Source organism: Acidobacteriota bacterium, from assembly GCA_016700075.1.
Taxonomy (GTDB): Bacteria; Acidobacteriota; Blastocatellia; order Pyrinomonadales; family Pyrinomonadaceae; genus OLB17.
On record CP065000.1, the window covers coordinates 1,168,061 to 1,189,638 of the forward strand.

Consider the following 21,578-nt stretch of genomic DNA (forward strand, 5'->3'; position numbering starts at 1 on the left):
GAAAAGGCAGCCTCTCTTTTTAAGCGAAGAACATCTTGAACGCCGCAACAGTACGGAATAAACTGCTTGTTGTCGTGAATTTGCCGAACTGGATATCGCTGGGCCGGATCATCGTCGTGCCGCTGTTGGTCGTCGTACTTCTGACGCCGGTCGCAGAGCGTTGGTTCGGGATCAGCGGCTATGCACTGGCGATCGTTATCTTCATTCTGGCATCGCTGTCGGACATAGTTGACGGCAGACTTGCCCGGAGCCGCAAACAGGAATCCACGCTTGGAAAATTTCTAGACCCGGTCGCAGATAAACTGCTCATTTCCGCAGCTCTCATCGTCCTCGTAGAAAAACATCTGGCCCCGTCGTGGGCGGTCGTTATCATTTTGGGCCGCGAGTTTATCATCACCGCACTTCGTTCCATCGCTGCAAGCGAAGGGATCGTCATCGCCGCACAAGGACTCGGCAAACTCAAAATGTGGGCACAATGCGTCGCCGTGGTCGCACTGCTCGTTGCTGCGGCCAACGGTACACCGCCCGTTTCGAATTTCGGCCTCGATTATCCCGTGGCGTTTTGGGAGGTTCCTGAGGTCAGGGCCGCGTTTGCCGGCCTCGCGAAACTTACACTCACTTCAAATGACTGGAAGGTATTCGGCTACCTCGTCGGCCGCGGAGCACTTTGGCTGGCTGTCATCTTGTCGATCTGGTCAATGTACGGCTACTTTTCCTACTTCTTTTCCGAAAGGCGCAAGATCGCCGCGGAGCAAAAAAAATAGGCCGCAGCATGTGCTGCGGCCAAGTCATTTTTCCAGTTTGTTTTCTTACTGCACTTCAACCCAGTCACCGGTATGAATTTCTTGGCCCGTCTTGGTGATCAGGATCGTCGCGGTACGTTCTTTTACGTTGAGGATCACGGCCTCGCCGACCACTTTTCGCAATCCTGCGGGCCGGTTATTGCGAATGTCACGCGTCCGTACCTCTTGGCCCGTGGCTTTGTCGCCGGATTTTGCCGAAGACTGATTTGAGAATTTGCCGCCCTTGTAAACTTCACTCTCAAACCCGTAATCTCGGCTGCTGACGGCCTCGCGATCCGGACTCAGGGTAATGTTTCCTTTTGGAAGATATCGGTAGATCGTCAGGTAATCGCCGATACGGACATTGTCTTCGGCGCCAAGATCGACGTAGGCGATGAAGTCACGTGAGAGCATTTCCGCGTTGTCTCGCGCCAATACAATCCTGCCCTTTGCTTTACCGGTCGGATCGGCAAACCTGTCTATTTCGCCTTTCCGCGCAAAAGCCGGGCTTTCGCGCCGTTCGACCAATTGAACCAGGTCACCAAGCAGGAAATTGTCGCATGACGAACTTATCCGTGCTACAGAAACTTCGGACTTTACATCAATGACCTCAAGAGCACCGACCTCCTGAACATAGAAGCCAAGATTCCCTTTGTTGGTCCACTTGCTCTTGACGGTTCCCCGCGGGCGAACGACCGCGAAAACATCGCCGACATTCACGCCTTTGTCACGCCCCATGTTGATAAATACGAAGTTGTTCTGCGAATAGATGAACCCGTCCGCTTCGTCATGGCCGCCTATGATCTTGTTTGCCGTGCTTATGGCGCTCGTTTGAATGTAACCTGCACAATAAAGATTGTTGCCCACTGCCAATGGACGAGGGCTTTTATCGGCCTCAGGAACCATGGTTGGCCGCGTCTGGCCTTGCGAGACCAAAACGCCGGCTGCCAGCAATAACAAAACCGGGACGAAACGATTGCCGAGTGTGGATAAAAACTTCACGATGTTCTCCTTTTTTGGTTTCCGAAAAGACACGGCGGCATTGAAGCGGCCGAACGGAAGGAAATGTTGTAGATGCACCCGAAATTCGGGCTCTCCTTATTTTAAGTGTTTTCTGTACAAATGGTCAACATCTTTTTACATTGCCAAACACTTCACATCACACCAATTGCAAACACGATCTCCCCATCTCCCTGTCTCCCAATCTCCCTGTCTCCTTGTCTCCTCCTCTCCTCGTCTTGCCTCCGCCAGCACGATTTTGCTAGTATTTCAGTTCGCCCGTCGGCACCCACGCCGACAACACCAAGCCGGTGTAGCTCAGTTGGTAGAGCAGTTGATTTGTAATCATCAGGTCGTAGGTTCAAGTCCTATCACCGGCTCCACAATATCTCCACTAAACACAAGCACTTACAAGACATACGCCAAAGCCTCAATTGGCGTAGTTTTGCGATTAGGACTTAGATTAGGACTTACGCGATGCGGTCGCCAGCCTCTTTCACGAGGCATTTCTTGGTCCTTCCGGCGAACAGCCCTATTCAATCGAATTCAACAAATGTGTATAATTCTGGGAACACCTTTGTAAAGATCAAGGAAGTTTGAGTAGCGTGTTGAGCGATACCCCACATGCCTAAACAGAAGAAAGTCGAAAAAGAGGAACCGCTTGAGCGTAAGCTTTGGAAAGCCGCTGATAAACTGCGCAAGAATATCGACGCCGCCGAATACAAGCACGTCGTTCTCGGGTTGATCTTCTTGAAATACATCTCAGATGCCTTTGAAGAGCTTTACGACAGACTCAGCAGCCCTGATATGAGGGCCGAAGGTGCCAATCCGGAGGATAAGACAGAATATCTTGCCGAAAAAGTCTTTTATGTCCCGGCTACGGCGCGTTGGTCTTACATCCAATCGCGGGCGAAATTGCCGACCGTCGGCAAGGACGTTGACGACGCGATGGAGGCGATCGAGAAGGATAACCCGTCACTTCGCGGAGTGCTGCCAAAGGCATTTGCTCAAGAGCGTTTGGACAAGGCGAGCTTGGGCGGACTGATCGACCTAATTTCGGGTGCGACACTTGGCACGAAGGAAGCTCAGGCCAAAGACGTACTTGGCCGCGTCTATGAATACTTCCTCGGAGAGTTCGCCCTTGCCGAGGGAAAGAAGGGCGGACAGTTCTATACGCCCGGAAGCGTCGTTCGCCTTCTTGTCGCGATGCTTGAGCCATACGAAGGCCGCGTTTTTGATCCGTGCTGCGGCTCAGGCGGCATGTTCGTGCAGTCTGAAAAGTTCATTGAGGCTCACAGCCACAACCACCAGAACGGCAACGGCAAGAAGCTTGCGATCAATCCCAAAGACCGAATCTCGATCTACGGGCAGGAAAGTAATCAGACCACTTGGCGGCTGGCAAAGATGAATCTTGCTATTCGCGGCATCGATAGCTCAAACGTCAAATGGAACAACGAAGGCTCGTTTCTCAATGACGCTCACAAAGACCTTAAGGCCGATTTTGTCATTGCTAACCCGCCGTTTAACGACAGCGACTGGAGCGGCGATCTCCTTCGTGATGATGCCCGTTGGAAAGTTCTCGGCAAAAATCTGCCGCCGCCGGTTAATGGTGCCAATTACGCGTGGATACAGCATTTCCTTTTCCATCTCGCCCCAAACGGCGTCGCCGGATTCGTCCTTGCCAAAGGTTCGCTTACATCTAAAACCAATAACGAGGGCGAGATCAGAAAGGCTCTTATCGAAAACGATCTGGTCGATTGCATCGTCAATCTGCCGACCAAATTGTTCCTAAATACACAGATCCCCGCGTGTCTCTGGTTCCTGCGAAGAAATAAACAACACCGCAAAGGCCAGATCCTGTTTATTGATGCACGAAACCACGGCTTTCTGATAAACCGAAAGAACCGCGACCTCGCCGAAGAAGATATCAAACAGATCGCCGGAACATATCACAATTGGAGGAACCAACCCTCTCTGGCTCTCCCACATGGAGAGAGTTCAGCGCCTCTCCCTCAGGGAGAGGTTGGAGAGGGTCTGTACAAAGACATTCCGGCGTTTTGCCGGAGTGTCGGTACAGATGAGGTTGAAAGATTAGGCTACGTCCTAACTCCCGGCAGATACGTCGGCCTCGCCGATGACGAAGACGATTTCAATTTCGCCGAACGCTTTGCTTCTCTAAAAGCCGAACTCGAAAGCCAGATGGCCGAGGAAGAAGATCTGAACAATCGAATCAAGGCGAATCTTTCCAGTATCATTCTCTCTCCCTCTGGGAGAGACGGAGAGGGTGACCTGGACATGGAGGTCGCGTCGAATGGGTGAGTGGAAAAAGTATGAGTTGCGACAGGTCGCAGAGATTTTTACTGGATTTCCATTCAAAGGCGACCAGTACGAAATGGCAGGAAACCTCAAAGTGGTTAGAGGCGAAAATGTCACCGTTGGGAATTTACGCTGGGATACCGAAAAGTATTGGAATCATTCAACGGAAAAGCTGGAAGAGTACTTCTTACAGTCTGGCGATATTGTTATCGGCATGGACGGCTCAAAAGTGGGACACAATCGAGCAATCATAGGGCAGAATCAATTGCCGCTAATTCTTGCTCAACGGGTGGCTCGACTGCGGGCCAAGAGTAATTTTGATCAAAACTTTCTCTGGTATCAGATTTTTAACGAAAAGTTTGTCGATTACGTAGAAGCAATCCACACGGGAACGTCAATTCCTCATATCAGCCCGACTCAAATTGGCGACTTTGAATTTCGTGTTCCTGTTCTCGTCGACGAACAAAAAGCAATCGCGGAAGTTCTTGGCAGTTTGGACGATAAGATCGATCTGCTCCACCGCCAAAACAAAACCCTCGAATCCCTGGCCCAAACCCTCTTCCGCCAATTGTTCATCGAAGAAGCCGATGATAGGTGGGAAACAAAAACCGTTGGTGATGTTGCTGTTATTAACGAACTAAGTATTGACAAGGATTATGAGCATAAAGATATCGAGTATTTAGATACAGGATCGATAACCGACAACATCGTTTCCGAGTATCAATATCTTTCATTGGAAGAAGCTCCGAGCCGGGCCAAACGAATCGTAAAAAATAACGACATCATAATTTCAACCGTTCGACCTATTCACCGACATTACGGACTTCTAAAATCCGTAAATCCAAACACGATTGTATCGACGGGCTTCTGTGTAATTTCTTGTACCAAAATCGATCCGCATTTCTTGTATATTTTCCTCACTCAAAAGGAAATGACCGAATATTTTGATGTGATCGCTGAAGGTTCAACATCAGCCTACCCGTCGCTAAAGCCTTCAGATATTTCAAGCGTTGACTTCAAAATGCCTCCTCCTGATTTGCTCAAGAAGTTTTCCGACTACGCGAGTGATGCTTGGCAGAAATTAGAAATAAACAAAGCACAGATTCAGTCGCTGTCATCTTTACGAGACCAATTGTTACCAAAACTAATGAGCGGCAAGCTGTCGCCAATGTAGCAGATGTGGTATGATTGCACTATGAGTACTGCGACATCTAGTGCCATAGACGCTTCCCCGGTTCCGGCACATATTGACGAATATTTGGATGCTATAGGTCAGAAGCTGCGACTCAGCGAGACCGCTTATGGACAAGCCCGCGACCGCTACCACGCCGTAGCCGAATGGCTAAACGCTGACGGCAGCAACCTTAGACAGTTCGATCCCGACATATTCTCTCAAGGGTCTTTCCGTATCCGAACGACAGTTAGGCCGGTCGGCGATACGGAGTACGATATCGACCTTGTCTGTATTGTCGATGCGACCACGTCGGATTTTCCGCAACCCGTGGCCCTGCTGGACCTCATCGAGGCAAGGTTGCGAGAGCATGGGACATATAAGAGCATGGTCGAGCGTAAGCGGCGCTGCATACGCCTGAATTACGCGAACGAATTTCATATGGACATTCTCCCTGCCTGCCCGAACCCGAGCGGCTTCAAGTTCCATCGTGAACATTGCCTGCTTGTCCCTGACCGGGAACTCCATGATTGGGTCGATAGCAACCCTCGCGGTTATGCGAAATGGTTCGAGTACAAAGAGGAGCAGGCGATCATCTCGTTCAAGAAGCGCGCCGAACCGGTACCTGAGCAGCAGACCTACGAAGAGAAAACGACGCTGAACCGTGCCGTGCAGCTCATGAAACGACACCGGGATTTTACTTTAGCCGACGTGCCGGAATACGAAAGGCCGATATCTATCGTCTTGACGACTTTGGCAGCCAGTAACTATGACGGAACATTGTCCGTCATTGATGCGCTTCATAATATCGTGACCCGAATCGCCAGTGAGGTACGCCAGGCCGAGACCATTGGCGCCCGTCTAACGGTTGCAAACCCAACGAACGAAAAAGAAGACCTAAGCGAGCGATGGGAGGACCGTAAGATTTACGCTGGCTTCAAGAAGTGGCTCAATGCCATCACGGCCGACCTTTCGGAACTTCGAAACACGACTGGCGTTCCGCAGATCATCACCAAACTGAAGTCAATGTTCGGTGAGAACGTAACAAACGATGTCGTTACTCAGTTCGCGGAGCGATATTCGGGCCTTAGGTACTCAGGCGATTTAGCGGTCGCGTCAGGTTCGGGCGTGGTCGTATCGAAAGATTCGCCTCGAAGCACACCGATGCCGCAGAACACATTCCATGGAGAGGAGCAAGACTAGACGGCTGAACCTCGGGCAACAGGTCAGTCGGCTAACTGGCGAGCACCAAAACTTCGGCTGCAGAAAATCGAAGAAACACCGTAACCGGTTCATTTGCGAAGGAAGGGTCCGGCCGACGCCATTGTCGGAGGAATACCGGGTGCAGGTGATTCTAGAACAGGGACAGCATCCCGAGATTCGAGTGCTGGAGCCACAACTCACGCTGGCGCCGGGCGCGAAGCGATTGCCGCATATCTATCCCGGCAAATCGCTCTGCCTATACACGCGAAGCAAGCAGGAATGGGATTCGAGTAAATACGTTGCTGATACGGTCATACCGTGGATCTCATCATATCTGTTTTATTACGAGCTTTGGCTTGCTACGGGAAAATGGTTCGGCGACGGGACCGAGCCAGAATAGAAAATGCGACGAGTCTTGAGCATCGATGGCGGTGGGCTGAAGGGGGTTTACCCTGCGACTCTGCTTGCGAGCTTCGAGGCCAGTCTACCCGAACCGCTCTATAAGTATTTCGACCTCGTGGTTGGTACGTCAACGGGTGGGATAATCGCTCTAGCTATCAGTCTTGGCATTCCTGCCTCAAAGATAGTGGCCTTTTACGAGGAGTACGGACCTCAGATCTTTTCCGGCTCAGCTCTTCTGGCGAAGATCAGACACGCACGTAGGATCAAGTGGAACTCGGAGCCGCTAGAGCGAGCACTGACTGAAACCTTCGGCACGAAACGCATTGACGATTGTCTTACGCGGACGGTTGTCGTATCTATGAAGACCGAGGGCGATGTCCACCTTTATAAGACCTGCCACCGCGCGGATTTCACTCGCGACTATCATCGGAGCGTAGTTGAGGCGGCATTGGCGACTTCGGCTGCGGCCACATACTTTCCTACACTCTCAACGCTCAGTGGCGAATACCTGACTGATGGCGGCCTTTGGGCGAACAACCCTGTCCTAGTTGCTGCGATCGAAGCCGTCGGACTATTGAACTGGCCTAAAAAGGAAGTCAATATACTCAGTCTTGGATGCACCGAAAAAAGCGGTAAGGATATTCGATCGGCGAGGAGTGGATTACGGTTTCTTTTCGGACACTCGGTGGATGCGTTCATGTCAATGCAGAGTAAGTCCGCCCTCTCTGGGACGTACACTTTGCTCGGACACGAGAACGTATTCCGCGTTAACGACCCAGGCAATTTCGCACTTGATGATCCACGGCAAGTTCCGGCGTTGAAGGAGCTTGCTCTTATACGTTTTGATATGGAGCGAGCCTGTTTGATGAAGGCGTTCTTCTCGGAGCCGGTCAATGAGCGATTCGTGCCATTCAAAAGGGCTGAACCATTGAGCGAATGAAACCAATCACCGAAAACCAGATCGAAGAATACGCTCTTACAGAGCTTCAGGCTCTGGGCTATTCGTATGTTCACGGTGCGGTGATCAGTCCCGGTGGCGAGAGACAGGAACGGGAGTCATTTGAGCAGGTCGTTCTTATTGATCGACTTCGGAACGCAGTCGCCAGGATCAATCCCCACATTCCATCCGAAGCAAGGGAACAAGCGATACAGAAGGCGGTGAAGCTATATTCGCCCGACATGAAGGCTGCGAACGAAGAGTTTCATTCGTTCCTAATCGAAAAGGTAAAAGTGCCTTATACCGAGGACGGCTTTGAACGGAGTCACGAGGTAGCGTTGATCGATTTTGAGAATATCGACAACAACGAGTTTTTGGCCGTCAATCAATTCACGATCACCGAGAACAATCAAACCAAGCGGCCCGATATTCTGCTTTTCGTAAATGGCATCCCGCTGGTCGTCATAGAGCTTAAGAACGCAACCGACGAGAACGCTACGATCCAAGGAGCGTTCAATCAGATCGAGACCTACAAGGCAACGATCCCGTCGCTATTCAACTACAACGCCTTTTCCCTGATCTCGGATGGATTCGACGCTAAGGCAGGAACGATCTCAGCAGGACTCTCCCGTTTTATGGCGTGGAAGTCCGCCGACGGCGAAAAGGACGCTTCGAAATTCACGCCGCAGCTCGACACACTGATTAAGGGAATGCTTTGCCGCGATATTCTGCTCGATCTAGTTAGGAACTTCATTGTGTTCGAACGCTCTACCGTTAATGACAAGAAGACCGGCCAAACACAGGTTATCTCGATCAAGAAACTGGCCGCATATCACCAATACTATGCGGTCAATAAGGCCGTGAAATCGACCCTGGCCGCAGCCGCCGAGAACGGCGACCGAAAGGGCGGTGTTGTCTGGCACACGCAAGGAAGCGGCAAGTCTTTGTCGATGGTTTTCTATACCGGCAAACTTGTTGCCAGTTTGGATAACCCAACCGTCGTTGTGATCACCGACCGAAACGACCTTGACGAACAGCTATTCGGAACGTTCGCCGCCTCGAAAGCACTATTGCGTCAGGAACCCGTTCAGGCGACCAGCCGCGAACACCTGAAGGAACTTTTGAAAGTTGCGAGTGGCGGGATCGTGTTCACCACTATTCAGAAATTCCTGCCGACTGACGGCGGCTCGGTTTATGACCTACTATCCGACAGAAATAACGTTGTCGTGATTGCCGACGAAGCCCACCGGACGCAGTACGGCTTTGAGGCCGAAGTTCGAGACATCGTGGACAAGGAATCGAAGGAGGTTGTCGGCCAGCGGATCGCATACGGCTTTGCCAAATATATGCGCGATGCACTCCCAAACGCGACTTATATCGGCTTCACCGGAACGCCGATTGAGAGCGACGACGTTAACACGCCTCAGGTATTCGGCAGCTACATCGACCGGTACGACATCATGGACGCGGTTAATGATGGTGCGACGGTGAAGATCTACTACGAAAGCCGTCTGGCGAAGGTGAATCTGACCGACGAAGGCCGTGAACTTATCAAGCAGTTCGATGGGGAACTTGAAGAGACCGACGAACTCACCGAAAAGCAGAAAGCGAAAGCGAAATGGACAAAGGTTGAGGCGATTGTAGGAAACCCGAAACGCATTAAGAATCTCGCGAACGACATTGTCACGCACTTTGAGAAGCGACAGGAAGTCTTTGAGGGCAAGGCAATGATCGTTGCCATGAGTCGCCGCATTGCCGTTGACCTTTACGAGCAGATCATTACGTTGCGTCCCGATTGGCACGACGCGGACAAGGCAAAAGGAGCTATCAAGGTCGTGATGACCGCATCAAGTGCGGACGGTCCTGCGATGGCCGCTCATCACACGTCCAAACAGGAACGCCGCGAGCTTGCGGACAGATTCAAGGATGAGAACGACCCGCTCAGACTCGTGATCGTCCGTGATATGTGGCTCACAGGCTTCGACGCTCCGTGTCTGCACACCCTCTATGTCGATAAGCCGATGCGAGGGCATACCCTCATGCAGGCAATCGCCCGCGTCAATCGCGTATTCAAGGACAAGCCGGGCGGTTTAGTGGTTGACTATCTCGGACTTGCGACGGACTTGAAGAAGGCTCTCTCTTTCTACGGGGCAGCCGGTGGCAAGGGCGACCCGACCATAGATATCGAAAAGGCAGTTTCTGCAATGCAGGAAAAGCTCGAAGTCGTCCGGCAGATGTTCGATGAGACGAGCAAGTCTCACGACGACATTCTCACCGAGGACTCGGCCGCATACGGCGAAGATGGATTCGACTACGCCCGTTTCTTTACCGCGGATCCTCGTCAAAAACTAGAGATCATCTTGCAAGCCGAAGAACATATTCTCGGACTGGACGAAGGCCGCGATAGGTTTGTCCGCGAGGTTTCGTTACTTGCTCAAGCTTTCGCCCTCACCAATCCGCACCCAGCCGCTGTCGCGATTGCCGAAGAAGTCGCTTTCTTCCAAGCCGTCAAAGTCCGTATGGTTAAGCTAGGCGGAACTGGCGGAGGCGGCAGCACGGACGATTACGAAACGACTATTCGTCGCATCATCGACCAATCGCTAAGTTCCGATAAGGTCGTGGATATCTTCGATGCGGCAGGAATACAGAAGCCGGAGATTTCGATCCTCTCAGATGAATTCCTTTTTGAAGTCAAAGGAATGAAGCACAAGAACCTAGCCCTTGAGCTTCTCAAAAAGATCCTCAACGATGAGATAAGCACTCGAATGAGGAAGAACCTTGTAAAGAGCAAGGAGCTGCTCAAGATGCTCGAAGATGCGGTTAAGAAATATCAGAATAACCTTCTTTCAACCGCCGAGATTATCGAGGAACTTATAAAGCTCGCTAAAGAGGTTAAAGAATCCGACCTGCAAGGCGAAAAGCTTGGACTGACAGAAGACGAGGTAGCCTTTTATAACGCTCTTGAGGTTAATGATTCCGCCGTTCAAGTCTTGGGCGACGAGATCCTACGTGATATAGCCCGCGAAATTGCCGACAAGGTGCGAAATAATACGACCATTGACTGGCCTATTAGGGAAGCCTCGCGTGCCAAGCTTATGGTTTTGGTTCGTCGTACCCTGACAAAACATGGATATCCGCCGGATAAACAGCAAGAGGCGATTGAAACAGTGTTGAAACAGGCAGAGTTGTTGGCTGACCAATTTGCTGTTTCATGATTGTCTCTCGTATTAGGATGCTCCCGGTAGCAGTCAAAGATAAATGGAGTAATTGGCTGAATAAACTAGTTCTGATGCTAGAAAGGCCGCGGCAATTTTACTACAAGACGTTACGCATCCCTACGTGCAGTAATCGTTGGCGAATGAGTAAAATCAGCAGCCAGGGTCTCACCTCCCTTTACAAGAATTGATCGAAAGAATACGGCATTTTCGATCTGACCGGTTTTCGCCAAATAGGATGCCGGATTAGCTTCTTTGTGCAAGAGTTGGGCCATACCGACGTTCAATCGATATGCGGTCGCACCTGACATTTCGTGAAAGCAAGTCCTTCAAAACTGGTGTTATAGTACTTATAATCAAGGTATTTTCTACAACTCAGCCGAAGGTGGTTAAATGACTTTATTCACTCAAAGAACGTTTCGGTATCTTCTTTTGGTTTCGGTCATTGGCTTTGGGGCCTTCGAATTGGTTTCACAAGAGCCTCCAACTTCGGAAGGGGGTAGATCGACCAATCTAATTGCGTCGGAGGAAGCCTATAAGGAGGCTCTCAGACTTATCGAGCAGAACTCTTATGAATCATTACGAGAGGCAAAAGAATTGCTTCGTGCTGCTGCAAGAGACTTTGAGATACAAGGCGCGAAATCCAGCGCGGGCAATAGTTGGTTGTTTGCAGGAGTTGCGGCCTCCCGGCTCGGTGATTGGAGCCTTGCCAAAGATGCGTTTTTACGGGCCCGTGACATTTTTGCCAATATAAACGATCGTGTAGGAATGGCGGTGGCACTCAACAACGTTGGGCTCGTGCACGCACGAAATAGGGAGATCGAGGAAGCGGCGACCTACTATAAACTTGCAATCGAATCAGCCCGGGCCGCAAGAAGCCAAAGTATTGAGGCCCAGGCGGTCGAGAACATGGGAATAATGCTCGCCAACGCAAAAAAGTCCGAGCAAGCTATAGAGAATTTGTTGAAAGCATTAGAGCTTTATGCGTCAGTCGAGAATCATGTCAAAGAATTAGAGATCTTGTTTCGGGTCGGATCTATCTACCTTGAGAACCTTGGCAATGCCGAACGATCTCACGAGACTTTTGCTCTAGCGAAGGAAATTGCTCGCAAATCTGGTAATCGGTCTCAAGAGGGTACAGCGGCCCTCACAATCGCCAGACTATTTGTCGCCGAGAAAAAATGGAAAGAGGCATCGATCAATTATAGTGAATCTGCAGAGATATTCAGGCAAACCAATGAACTTTCTAGGGAGGTCGTCGTTCTTAACGAATATGGACTTTCGTTAATGCTGCAGGAGGACTACCTAGCTTCTTTGAAGGTCTTTTCAAGGGCATTGGAAATTAATCATGAACTATCTGACATGCCCGGGATTGTTTCGTCCCGTATCAGCCTGGGAATCGTTTATAAGTATCTGGAACAGGACGACAGGGCTCTCGAGCTGCTGGAAGCAGCCCTTCCCGATGTTGACCTTCTGGGGGATGATCCATCGGTGGAAACCGGCCTAACGACCTTGGCGAAAATCGTCAAGGACAAAGGGAATCCTCAACGCTCAATATCGCTTCTAAATCGGGCTCGGGAAATTTCGCGCAATAGGGGCAACAAGGACGGTGAAGCCCATGCATTGGAACTGCTTGGACTCATTTACAATGAGTTCGGAGACATAAAACGTTCGCTCGATTTTTATCAGCAAGCGGCCTCTCTATTTCGCTTATCAGGGAATAAGCAAAAAGAGATGCAGGCAATAACGGCTTCTGCCATCGCCAACGCATCTTCGGGTGATTATCTTGAAGCCAGAAAGCTCTTAGAGAGTGGTCTAGAGTACTACCGGGAATCGAACGACGAATTGGCGATCGCCTCAACGAATGCATTTCTCGCACAGGTTTTCGTTAGCCTCGGAAAATATGAAGATGCGGTTACAACCAATTTAAAGGCCCTTGAATATTTCAAGACTCAAACCGACACAACCGGCCAGTCGCTGGCACTAAACAACCTCGGCCTTATCTATTTTCATCTCGGAGAGAATCAAAAGGCAATTGATTCATATACGCAATCCTTGGCACTGGCGTCAAAGGGAAAGCGTCTGGCCCAGATGGCTCAAGCCAACGGGGGGCTTGGCAACGTCTACACGAATCTCGAAAAACATGAAATTGCAATTGAATATTACACGCAGGCACTAGGTTTCTATACGCAATATGGTGCGAAACCGATGGAGATATTAACATTAAATAACCGAGCTTCTTCGAAAATACAATTGGGGCGTTTTAGGGATGCAAGATCGGATGTGGAGCTAGCCCTATCGATTCAGAAGTCAACCGGCAACTTATCCTCAAACGGCTTTCTTCTTCTAAATCTGGGCGAAATTATGTTGGAGCTGGGGGAGACCGGCAAAGGTCTTGAAATGCTGACAAATGCGCTAATTTCTGCCAGAAGTAAAGGTGACACCAGGCTCGAAGCCTATGCGCTTGGGTACCTGGGCGAATATTGGTTGAAGCAGAAGAACAAAGTCCTTGCAGTTTTCTATGCAAAGCAGGCTGTCAATTATGTTCAGTCGATTCGCGCATCGATCACCCGCTTGGATGTCGAAACGCAGCAGGCTTATGTTAGACAATATGAAAAGGGATTTCACAAACTTGCTGGAGTGTTAATCGATCTAGGGCGAATCGCGGAAGCTGAACAAGTTTTGGCGATGCTCAAAGAAGATGAGTATTTTGAATTCCTTCGTCGTGACGGCGGAGTTTCTGATGAATTGCTAGCAAAGTTGTCGCTTTCTCCGGAGGAAAAGAGAGCATTTGAGGAATATAAGAAATACGCCGAAGATCTTACTAAACTGGGTAAGGAGCTAGGTGAGCTCCAGATGGAGAGCCGTATTTATGAAGTTGGCAAGTTCCCAAAGCAGACTAGACTTAACCAGCTGGAAACACAAATATTGAACGCGAACATCGTATTCGCGGCATTCCTAGACAGCCTGAAACTAAAATTCGGTGAGCGGGACGTAAGGGTTGGCACAATCGAATCCGGCAGCCAGTCAATACTCAAGGAATTGGGCGAGCCTCGGACAGTCTTCATCTCTACGATCTCGAGTGAAGAGCGCCTCAACATTATCGTAACTACTTCGGACACCCAGAAGGCGTATACAGTCCCGATCAAAGAAGAAGAGGTCAATCGTCTGGTCGCAGAATTTCGATCGGTTCTTCGGAATCCGAGTTACGACCCGCGATTACGCGGAAAGGCTCTTTTCGACGTGCTATTCCCGGCGGGAGTGATTAAAGATATTACGGACATTGAGGCCGACACAATTGTATGGAGTCTTGACGGCACTCTTCGTTATGTCCCAATAAGCGCACTTTGGGACGGGAAACAATTTCTGGTCGAACGCTTTAATAATGTGGTCGTTACGCTCGCCAGTCGAGACAAACTTAACACCCGAACTAGTGGTCGTGAAAAATGGAGAGCTCTCGGTGTAGGAGTTTCAAAGGAGATCTCAGTAACGGAATCGGACGGCACCGTAAGAAGATTTGAGGCACTGACGGCGGTTCCTGAAGAGCTTTGCACGGTTATTGATGACCCGGAAGAAAAAGATCGATGCGGAACATTCAAATCTGATTCTCAAGGTGTCTTTGGAGGCAGCACACTTCTGGATGAAAAATTCACGTTTCAGAACTTTCGCGATTCGCTTGGTCGTTTTCCAGTTGTCCACGTCGCAAGCCACTTTCACCTGAATGCTGGCAACGATATTGATTCGTACCTGCTGCTTGGAGGCGGCGAAAACCGCAAGCTTTCGCTAACTGCAATTCGTCAAGGCGGAGCGCGGTTTGCAGGCGTCGAGCTTCTCACGCTTTCTGCCTGCAATACTGGAATGTCTGCTGAGCGTAAATCTAACGGCATTGAGATAGAAGGGTTTGGGGCTTTAGCTCAAAGAAGTGGCGCAAAATCGGTTCTGGCTTCCTTGTGGGCGGTCGCAGATTCCTCCACAAGAGACCTCATGACCGAGTTCTATCGCCAGATGGAGCCGGGAAAGGCAATTCGTAAAGCCGACGCTCTACGTATAGCCCAGCTTACACTACTTCGCGGAAAATATGGTCCAGATGATCAACCGGTATGGAGAAGTGTAGCGACCGAGACCGGAAAAGAGAGGTCTATTTCCCCAGCGAGATTTGCTAGAGATGCTAAGGCTCCCTTCGCTCATCCATATTATTGGTCACCATTCATTCTGATTGGGAACTGGCAATAGCAGCCATGAATTCATTTGAAATTGGTAGCTCATAAAATTTGAGGAATCGGAGAAGAACAGATGAGTATTTGGAAGAAGTATCAAATCGCACCTCAACTATGCTGGGCCTTAGCCGCCGCATCTTTGTCGGCAGTTCATTTGGGAGCGCAGACGCTCGACCGCTCTTTGCCTACTCTTCCCCAGTTCACGATCGAGAGAACGCGTGGAGATTCAAATATCGAACCGCTCGATAAGCTTTCACCCGAACTGTATGCTCTTTACGAGCAATTTTCATTTTCGCGACGTAGTGGAGCGGGAATAGACGAGTCCTCGGAGTATACTTCTTTCCAGTTGGAGTCCTTCTTTGGGATAGACTCTTCGGAGAGCGATCCACTTGTAGTTACATCCATATCTTTTGCTAAAGCGGTTGACAAATTAGTACTTGAGAAAGCGAGGGCGAGTGTAATCGCGCAGATGGGGAACGTTGTTTACGTGATGCTCCCGATACGATCGGTTGGGGGACTTGTGGAATCACCCTCGATTACTCGAATTGGGATTTTGAAAGCATTCCAAACCCCCTCGCCGCTAGATACAAGTCGCGAATTCAATATCGTGCCTCGCGAAAGGAGTGGAAGTTCTCAAACAACGAACGCTCCGTTAGCAAGCGATTTTGACAAACAGCTTCTTTCAGGTCGAGGTGTTCTTATCGGCATCATTGATACGGGAATCGATTGGAAACACAGTGATTTTCGGAAGTCAGACGGTACTTCTCGTATTCACACTATCTGGGATCTCACCGATGACTCTTTCCAGACTTCGCAAGGCAGAATAGGCTCAAAACCACCAATTTATATTGAAGACAGAAAAAGGTGGCTTGGAACGGTTTATACAAATAAACAGATCAACGATGCGCTATTAGGCAAAGCGACTGTCAACTCCTTCGACTTGAGCGGTCATGGGACCGCAGTGGCTGGGACCGCCGCTTCAAACGGCCGGGCAACATCACAAGGTATCCCGCTTGGCACCTATTCAGGAGTCGCTTCTGATTCTGAACTTATTATCGTAAAGGTCTCGAATTGCGGAGAATTTCTTCCTGGAGCAGCAATAACAGCTGGCTGGATAATCGAGACAGCAAGATCTGTCGGAAAACCAGTTGCAGTCAATCTGAGTTTCGGGACTCGTTTTACCGCACGAGACGGCAGCGACGAATCAGAGCATTTCTTGGATTCAATCACTGGCCCTTCCATTAAAGGGGCTATTGTAACAACTGCTGCGGGAAATGATTCTAGGATGAATATTCGAGCGGGTGGGCGGTTCGCCCCCAAACGCAGGGGACAGGCGGATCAATTCAGCAATGCAATTGAATTGAATGTGTCATCGCCAAATCGCCTTATGGCGATATTCGATAGGATGGATGACTGGGGCATTGCCTTTCGAAGCACTAATCCGATTTTCCAGGATACTAACGGAAAACAAGCAACTATTTTCCTAGTCAAGAATAACCGACGCATAGAGACTTATGCTTCTGCGGAATTGCGTAATCGAACAGCCGCGGAATCCTTTTTTTCATCGATTCGGCCATCATTCGAAAATGCACTAGGAAAGCCCGACACAGTTCAATTCCAATTCCCAGCTGGGAACTACATTATGTGGGGTTTTGGCACAACTCCAAATGTCACCAATGGACGTTTTGATCTTTACATCGTTGAATCTGCGGGAGCCGGAGCGAGCTTTGGAACTGGGACATTAAAAACGGAAATGCTAACAAGTCCCGGCAACGCAAAAAACGCGATCACGGTGGGGTCTTATGATTTTCGGGATCGATGGATCAACCTAGATGGAGAAACTACTTTCTATAACTTGTCTATTGGAGCTCCCTCATATTACTCCAATCCCGGATTTAGGCGAGACGGACTCGTAAAGCCGGATATTGTCGGTCCAGGCCGCTTCGCCATTTCGTCCTTGTCACAGTCTGCAAATCCAAATGCTAGCGGATGTAAGAATTCTATAGTTGCCGAGAACAGAGCATCAACAACTAGAGACGGCTTCCATATCGCATGGGAGGGCACAAGCGCATCCACCCCTTTCGTAACAGGGGTGATTGCATTGATGCTTCAGAAAAATCCAAATCTTGATTCCGAACAGGTACGCTCCATCTTGAAGAAGACCGCTCGTTCTGGCGGCACTGTCGGAGCAGTTCCTAATCCTATCTGGGGATGGGGGATGTTGGACCCTGGAGCGGCTCTCAGAGCCACACCTGCTCCCAATCGTAGAACGCCCCGCCCCCGTTCGCGATAGAGGAATACCATTCTATGATTGTTCCTTCACAAACTGGCTTGCCACTGTGCCTGTTTGACCGTCCCGCTGGCTTGACTATGCACGGGTTTGCGAAAACGTTTTAACTTTCCTTTGTGAACTTTTTTTATCTATTCACTTGCGTCTAGTCTGACAGTAATTTGACAGGGATTTGACAGCAGAATACACAGAAAATTGACAGGGGGAATGACACGAATTCCCAATGAATATAAGTTATTATCCGGTAATCATCCATGCGTGGCGAATAGCTTCCTGCCCTTTCGAACACTTTGTGCGGTCGGTTTCACTGGGAAATTCCGCGATTATGCTAAAACCTCGTTTGGCCAGGGCCTTTAACCATCTGCGTTCATTATCCTTGTCTGCCACCCCTCAACAAACTCCCTTTCGCTGCCGAGCCACAACTGTCATCCTGATCCACTAAGAGCGTCTGTCCTGTAAACCTCCCGTAATTAGTACCAGTTAGGAATAAACATTTCCGGTGTTATGTTTTGTGAGATATTCGCTGGGAGGCATGCCTCCCAGCGAATCGTGCGGGCGGTGGTGGTTGTAGATTTCCAACCATTTTTCCGTTTGCGATCTCACCTCCGATAAACTCTCAAAGATGTACATATCAAGCACGGCCTCGCGGTACGTGCGGTTAAAGCGTTCGATAAAGCCGTTCTGCATCGGCTTGCCGGGCTGCGTGAACTCAAGCTCGACTCCGTTCGTTTCGGCCCAGTCTGCCACTGCCACGGCCGTGAACTCAGGCCCGTTGTCGAATCTCAGTCTGACGGGAAGCCCTCGCCACTCAGCTATCTGATCCAGCACTCTTGTCACCCTCTGCGAAGGCAGGCTCGTGTCCACCTCGATCGCCAGAGCCTCACGGTTAAAGTCGTCCACTACGTTAAAGGTCCGGAACCGTCGTCCGTCCCACAGTGCGTCGCTCATGAAATCGGCCGACCAGCAATGGTTCGCGGCCTGCGGTACGCTGAGCGGATCAGGGTTCCGAGCCGGCAATCTCCGTTTGTGCTTTCGACGCTTATTCAGCTTCATTTCGCAATACACACGGTATACACGCTTGTGATTCCAGCCTTTCCCTTCTCGCCGCAGCATCGCGAAGAACTTCCCGAATCCCATCTCAGGATGCATCGCTGAAAGCCTCGTTAGGGCCTCTTCGATCTCCGTATCCTTATTTGCCCGTACCTTGCGATAGTGAAACACGGTCCTCGACAGTTTCATCAACGAACATGCCCGCCTCTCGCTTATCAGGTGCTTCGCCCTGATGTGCGTCACCACAACACGCTTCTCTACCGCTCCCAGGGCTTTTTTTCGATCACGTCCTTTAACACTCGGCAATCAAGTGCAAGCTCCGCATACATCCGCTTTAATTGCCGGTTCTCTTCCTCAAGCTCCCGCATCCGCCGGATGTCAGATGCCTCCATCCCTCCGAACTTCGACTTCCACTTGAAATACGTCGCCGTCGATATCCCCGCTTCCCGGCATACCTCCGCCACCGTCCGGCCACCTTCTACCTGCTTCAGGATCCCGATCACCTGTCCCTCACTAAACTTCGATCTCGTCATTTCCCAGTCCTCCTCCTACTTCCTATTCTGACCGGAAACTATATTTCTGTCTGATACTATTTTATGGGAGGTTTACAGTCCTAATAATCTAGGTATTGTGGGTATAAGTGTTATTGGTTACCTAGATACCCAGGTTCCCACGATTTGGTTTAGCACGGTCGGCTTATGCTTTCGTTCCCGCTCTACTGTACTGATAGGGCTCATTCCTTTTCCCGTTTCCACTTCGAACAAGAATCTGCTCTTCGACTAATTCCACAATTGCCCTGGAAATCTGGCCGCCGTTCCGTTGCGGGATAGCATTCTTAATATCCGCTTGGGTTAGCGTGTCAGAGCCAACGGCGTCCAACACTTCTGCCTTTACTGCCGACCGAATTGCAGCCTCTAGTTCGCCCTTTTCGATCAATAGGCCGGTTTCCTTATCTAGCTCGATCACGGTTTCAGGAAGATCCTCGCCGTAACGCTGGGCGCTTGAAATGGTTCGCCCGTGCTGACGCTTCTTTATGTGCAAGTGACAGTCTACTGATCCGAAGAGCGCAGTAGTTCCAAGGATCGCGTCGGAATCTTCTCGATTCCCTTTGCCGTCGTGATGAAGACAGCAAATATGGGCCCCGGTTTCTCGGGCAAGATCGACGAACCGAGCCAATTGGTTCGTTAGTCGATAGTCGTTAAAATCAGAAGCCGGAATAACGCGCGACAGAGGGTCAATGAAGATAATCATCGGATGATGTTCTTCTATCGCCTGACGGAGAGCCGCAATGGCCTCGTCGGTGGTCTGGGGAGTTGAGCCGGAATGGATAAGAACAGAACTGCCACTTCCGTGAAGCATCTGAAAATGTCGCCTAACCTCACTGCGCTTTTCTTCAAGACACAGGTATAGGACTTTGCCCTTTGCGGTTTTTCTTCCGAGCATGGGCTCCCCTCTGCTTATCGCTACCGCAAGTGGTCTGATCAATGACGATTTACCGACCTTCGGCTTGCCCGTCAGAATGGAAAAACCACCCGTGATAAGGGTCTTGTCCCATACATATGAGAGGGTTTCCTCGGGTTCCCTAAACAGATCTTCTAGTGTCGTGAACGTGAATCTGAATTCCCTACCGCTTTTAAGATCTTTTGTTGCGAATGGTGCCGCCCCGGCATCCAATCGATCAGCTGCTTCAACCAAAACGGCCAATGCTTCTGCAATGTCTTCCTTGCCAAGCCCGTCTGCCGATTTATTATCGATCCAGACTGAAACATCCTGGCCGAATTCAGGCGAGCCCGGAAAAAGGTCAATCATCTTCACAGATCTAGCGACCTCAAAGATTAACCTCGCCGCCTCCGTTGCTTGGTTTAGCCCGACCTTGTCGTTGTCGCGAAAAATCACTGAATGGCATCCCCGTATATAACGATTGAATTCTGGCTTCCAGTTCTTGAAAGAGGTGGCCATAAATCCAAGTGAATGCAAATTGTCGGCATCTCGTTCACCCTCGGTGAACCATATTTCGGGTTCCGGGTTCCGCAAAGCTGATAACAGCTCAGGGAGCCTGTATGGGACTCGTTCCACCCCTTGCAGGTTATAGACGTAACCTCCATTTCCGTCAGGCCTTCGCTGCCTGAAGTCCTTTGGCTCGTACCTGATGTTTTCGAATAGCAACGTACCGTCGGCATTAAAATATGGGTAAATAGCTTTGATCTTTCGAACGAAGCTACTGGCGTCCGATGTCGCTGCCTTGCGTCCATTCTGAGAATTGCCGGACGCAGGAAAGAGATCCTTTATCTGAAGCTCTATCGCAGCAAGGATGGACGTATTCGAGCATCCAGCAAAGCACTTTAATAACAACCTTCCATCAACGCCCTCTGAGATCGAAAGTGATGGCGTGCTATCCGCGTGAGCAGGACACCTCACCATGAACCCATTGGGGAGCTTCCTAATATTTTTGAAACGAGAAACCAAATCGTCGATTTTCATCGCTTGGGCCTCCCGGTAAAATTCAATCGACGCTTAATCCTTGGATGTTCTCTGAAAATGTATTCACAACGCTGCTGACACCGTTGGCAGAATCCATCTACGGCGAATTTCATATAGTCGGAGCCGCAATATCTGCATTGAAATTGGGTTCGATGCGCTGTAAGCTCGATAACTGAAGACGTTATTCTTGAATTCCCGTTCAAGTTTGTTTTCAAGCCGAAGTTGCCGCTTCGGCTTTTTTTATCTTTACGTACTCCCATGTTCCACCTCGTCTTTATCTTCACTGGCTTTCCACGTTCGAGGCCTGCAGAAATATGCTTCTAGGTCCTCGGGGCGATAGCAGACGAATGCCCCAAGCCGCACGAATGGCAATCCCTTCTTTCGCGCTCGAATCAGAGTTGCTTTGCTCATTGGCCATTGTTCAATTACGTCCTTTTCCCGTATGTACTCCTTTAGCTTTGCCATAATTAGTCACTTCCTTTTGATCAGAGTTGGCGTTCGGTGCAAAACGCAAA

At 50.0% G+C, this 21,578-nt stretch carries 13 protein-coding genes and 1 tRNA gene; 10 read left to right on the forward strand and 4 right to left on the reverse strand.

Going from position 1 to position 21,578, the window contains the following annotated elements:
- Positions 1-35: 35 nt before the first annotated feature.
- Positions 36-764, forward strand: a complete 729-nt coding sequence (pgsA, locus tag IPM50_05260) for a CDP-diacylglycerol--glycerol-3-phosphate 3-phosphatidyltransferase (protein QQS33986.1) — start codon at positions 36-38, stop codon at positions 762-764.
- A gap of 45 nt (positions 765-809) precedes the next feature.
- On the opposite strand, the gene IPM50_05265 is transcribed toward pgsA, so the two are convergent.
- A complete protein-coding gene (locus IPM50_05265) occupies positions 810-1,784 on the reverse strand; it encodes a hypothetical protein (protein ID QQS33987.1) in 975 nt (324 codons plus the stop codon).
- Between the two features lie 304 nt (positions 1,785-2,088).
- Here IPM50_05265 and IPM50_05270 point away from each other — a divergent pair.
- The 9 genes from IPM50_05270 to IPM50_05310 all read left to right on the forward strand — a co-directional run bounded on the left by IPM50_05270 (position 2,089) and on the right by IPM50_05310 (position 17,535).
- Positions 2,089-2,164 (forward strand) — tRNA-Thr (locus IPM50_05270).
- Between the two features lie 241 nt (positions 2,165-2,405).
- A complete protein-coding gene (locus tag IPM50_05275; GenBank protein ID QQS33988.1) occupies positions 2,406-4,100 on the forward strand; it encodes an SAM-dependent DNA methyltransferase in 1,695 nt (564 codons plus the stop codon).
- Entirely contained in the window at positions 4,093-5,271 is a 1,179-nt protein-coding gene (locus tag IPM50_05280; GenBank protein QQS33989.1) for a restriction endonuclease subunit S, read from the forward strand. The genes IPM50_05275 and IPM50_05280 overlap by 8 nt, the downstream gene beginning before the upstream one ends.
- 21 nt (positions 5,272-5,292) lie before the next feature.
- Positions 5,293-6,471, forward strand: a complete 1,179-nt coding sequence (locus IPM50_05285) for a nucleotidyltransferase (GenBank protein ID QQS33990.1) — start codon at positions 5,293-5,295, stop codon at positions 6,469-6,471.
- A 139-nt stretch (positions 6,472-6,610) separates the two neighbouring features.
- Positions 6,611-6,871, forward strand: a complete 261-nt coding sequence (locus IPM50_05290; protein ID QQS33991.1) for a hypothetical protein — start codon at positions 6,611-6,613, stop codon at positions 6,869-6,871.
- Positions 6,872-6,874: 3 nt separating this feature from the next.
- A complete protein-coding gene (locus IPM50_05295) occupies positions 6,875-7,813 on the forward strand; it encodes a patatin-like phospholipase family protein (GenBank protein QQS33992.1) in 939 nt (312 codons plus the stop codon).
- A complete protein-coding gene (locus tag IPM50_05300) occupies positions 7,810-11,025 on the forward strand; it encodes a type I restriction endonuclease subunit R (GenBank protein QQS33993.1) in 3,216 nt (1,071 codons plus the stop codon). The genes IPM50_05295 and IPM50_05300 overlap by 4 nt, the downstream gene beginning before the upstream one ends.
- Before the next feature lie 393 nt (positions 11,026-11,418).
- Positions 11,419-15,258 carry a tetratricopeptide repeat protein gene (locus tag IPM50_05305; GenBank protein ID QQS33994.1) on the forward strand — a complete coding sequence of 1,280 codons (3,840 nt, stop codon included), beginning with the start codon at positions 11,419-11,421 and terminating at the stop codon, positions 15,256-15,258.
- A gap of 60 nt (positions 15,259-15,318) precedes the next feature.
- On the forward strand, positions 15,319-17,535 hold the full coding sequence (locus IPM50_05310) for a S8 family serine peptidase (GenBank protein QQS33995.1): 2,217 nt from the start codon (positions 15,319-15,321) through the stop codon (positions 17,533-17,535).
- 477 nt (positions 17,536-18,012) lie between these two features.
- Here IPM50_05310 and IPM50_05315 read toward each other — a convergent pair.
- The 3 genes from IPM50_05315 to IPM50_05325 all read right to left on the reverse strand — a co-directional run bounded on the left by IPM50_05315 (position 18,013) and on the right by IPM50_05325 (position 21,528).
- A protein-coding gene (locus IPM50_05315) for an IS3 family transposase (protein ID QQS33996.1) occupies positions 18,013-19,115 on the reverse strand; the annotation gives its coding sequence in 2 pieces (ribosomal slippage) (positions 18,013-18,854 and positions 18,854-19,115; 1,104 coding nt in all).
- Between the two features lie 163 nt (positions 19,116-19,278).
- Positions 19,279-21,063, reverse strand: coding sequence for an AAA family ATPase (locus tag IPM50_05320; GenBank protein ID QQS33997.1), 1,785 nt, complete (start codon positions 21,061-21,063; stop codon positions 19,279-19,281).
- Between the two features lie 246 nt (positions 21,064-21,309).
- Positions 21,310-21,528: a hypothetical protein gene (locus tag IPM50_05325; protein ID QQS33998.1), complete on the reverse strand. Its 219-nt coding sequence runs from the start codon at positions 21,526-21,528 to the stop codon at positions 21,310-21,312.
- Between the last annotated feature and the right edge of the window lie 50 nt (positions 21,529-21,578).

Bases quoted from the DNA above. Each gene is read 5' to 3' on its own strand.
- IPM50_05310 (QQS33995.1), top strand. From the start codon at position 15,319: ATGAGTATTTGGAAGAAGTATCAAATCGCACCTCAACTATGCTGGGCC.
- IPM50_05325 (QQS33998.1), bottom strand. From the start codon at position 21,528: ATGGCAAAGCTAAAGGAGTACATACGGGAAAAGGACGTAATTGAACAA.
- IPM50_05280 (QQS33989.1), top strand. From the start codon at position 4,093: ATGGGTGAGTGGAAAAAGTATGAGTTGCGACAGGTCGCAGAGATTTTT.
- IPM50_05320 (QQS33997.1), bottom strand. From the start codon at position 21,063: ATGAAAATCGACGATTTGGTTTCTCGTTTCAAAAATATTAGGAAGCTC.
- IPM50_05300 (QQS33993.1), top strand. From the start codon at position 7,810: ATGAAACCAATCACCGAAAACCAGATCGAAGAATACGCTCTTACAGAG.
- IPM50_05295 (QQS33992.1), top strand. From the start codon at position 6,875: ATGCGACGAGTCTTGAGCATCGATGGCGGTGGGCTGAAGGGGGTTTAC.
- IPM50_05285 (QQS33990.1), top strand. From the start codon at position 5,293: ATGAGTACTGCGACATCTAGTGCCATAGACGCTTCCCCGGTTCCGGCA.
- IPM50_05305 (QQS33994.1), top strand. From the start codon at position 11,419: ATGACTTTATTCACTCAAAGAACGTTTCGGTATCTTCTTTTGGTTTCG.
- IPM50_05275 (QQS33988.1), top strand. From the start codon at position 2,406: ATGCCTAAACAGAAGAAAGTCGAAAAAGAGGAACCGCTTGAGCGTAAG.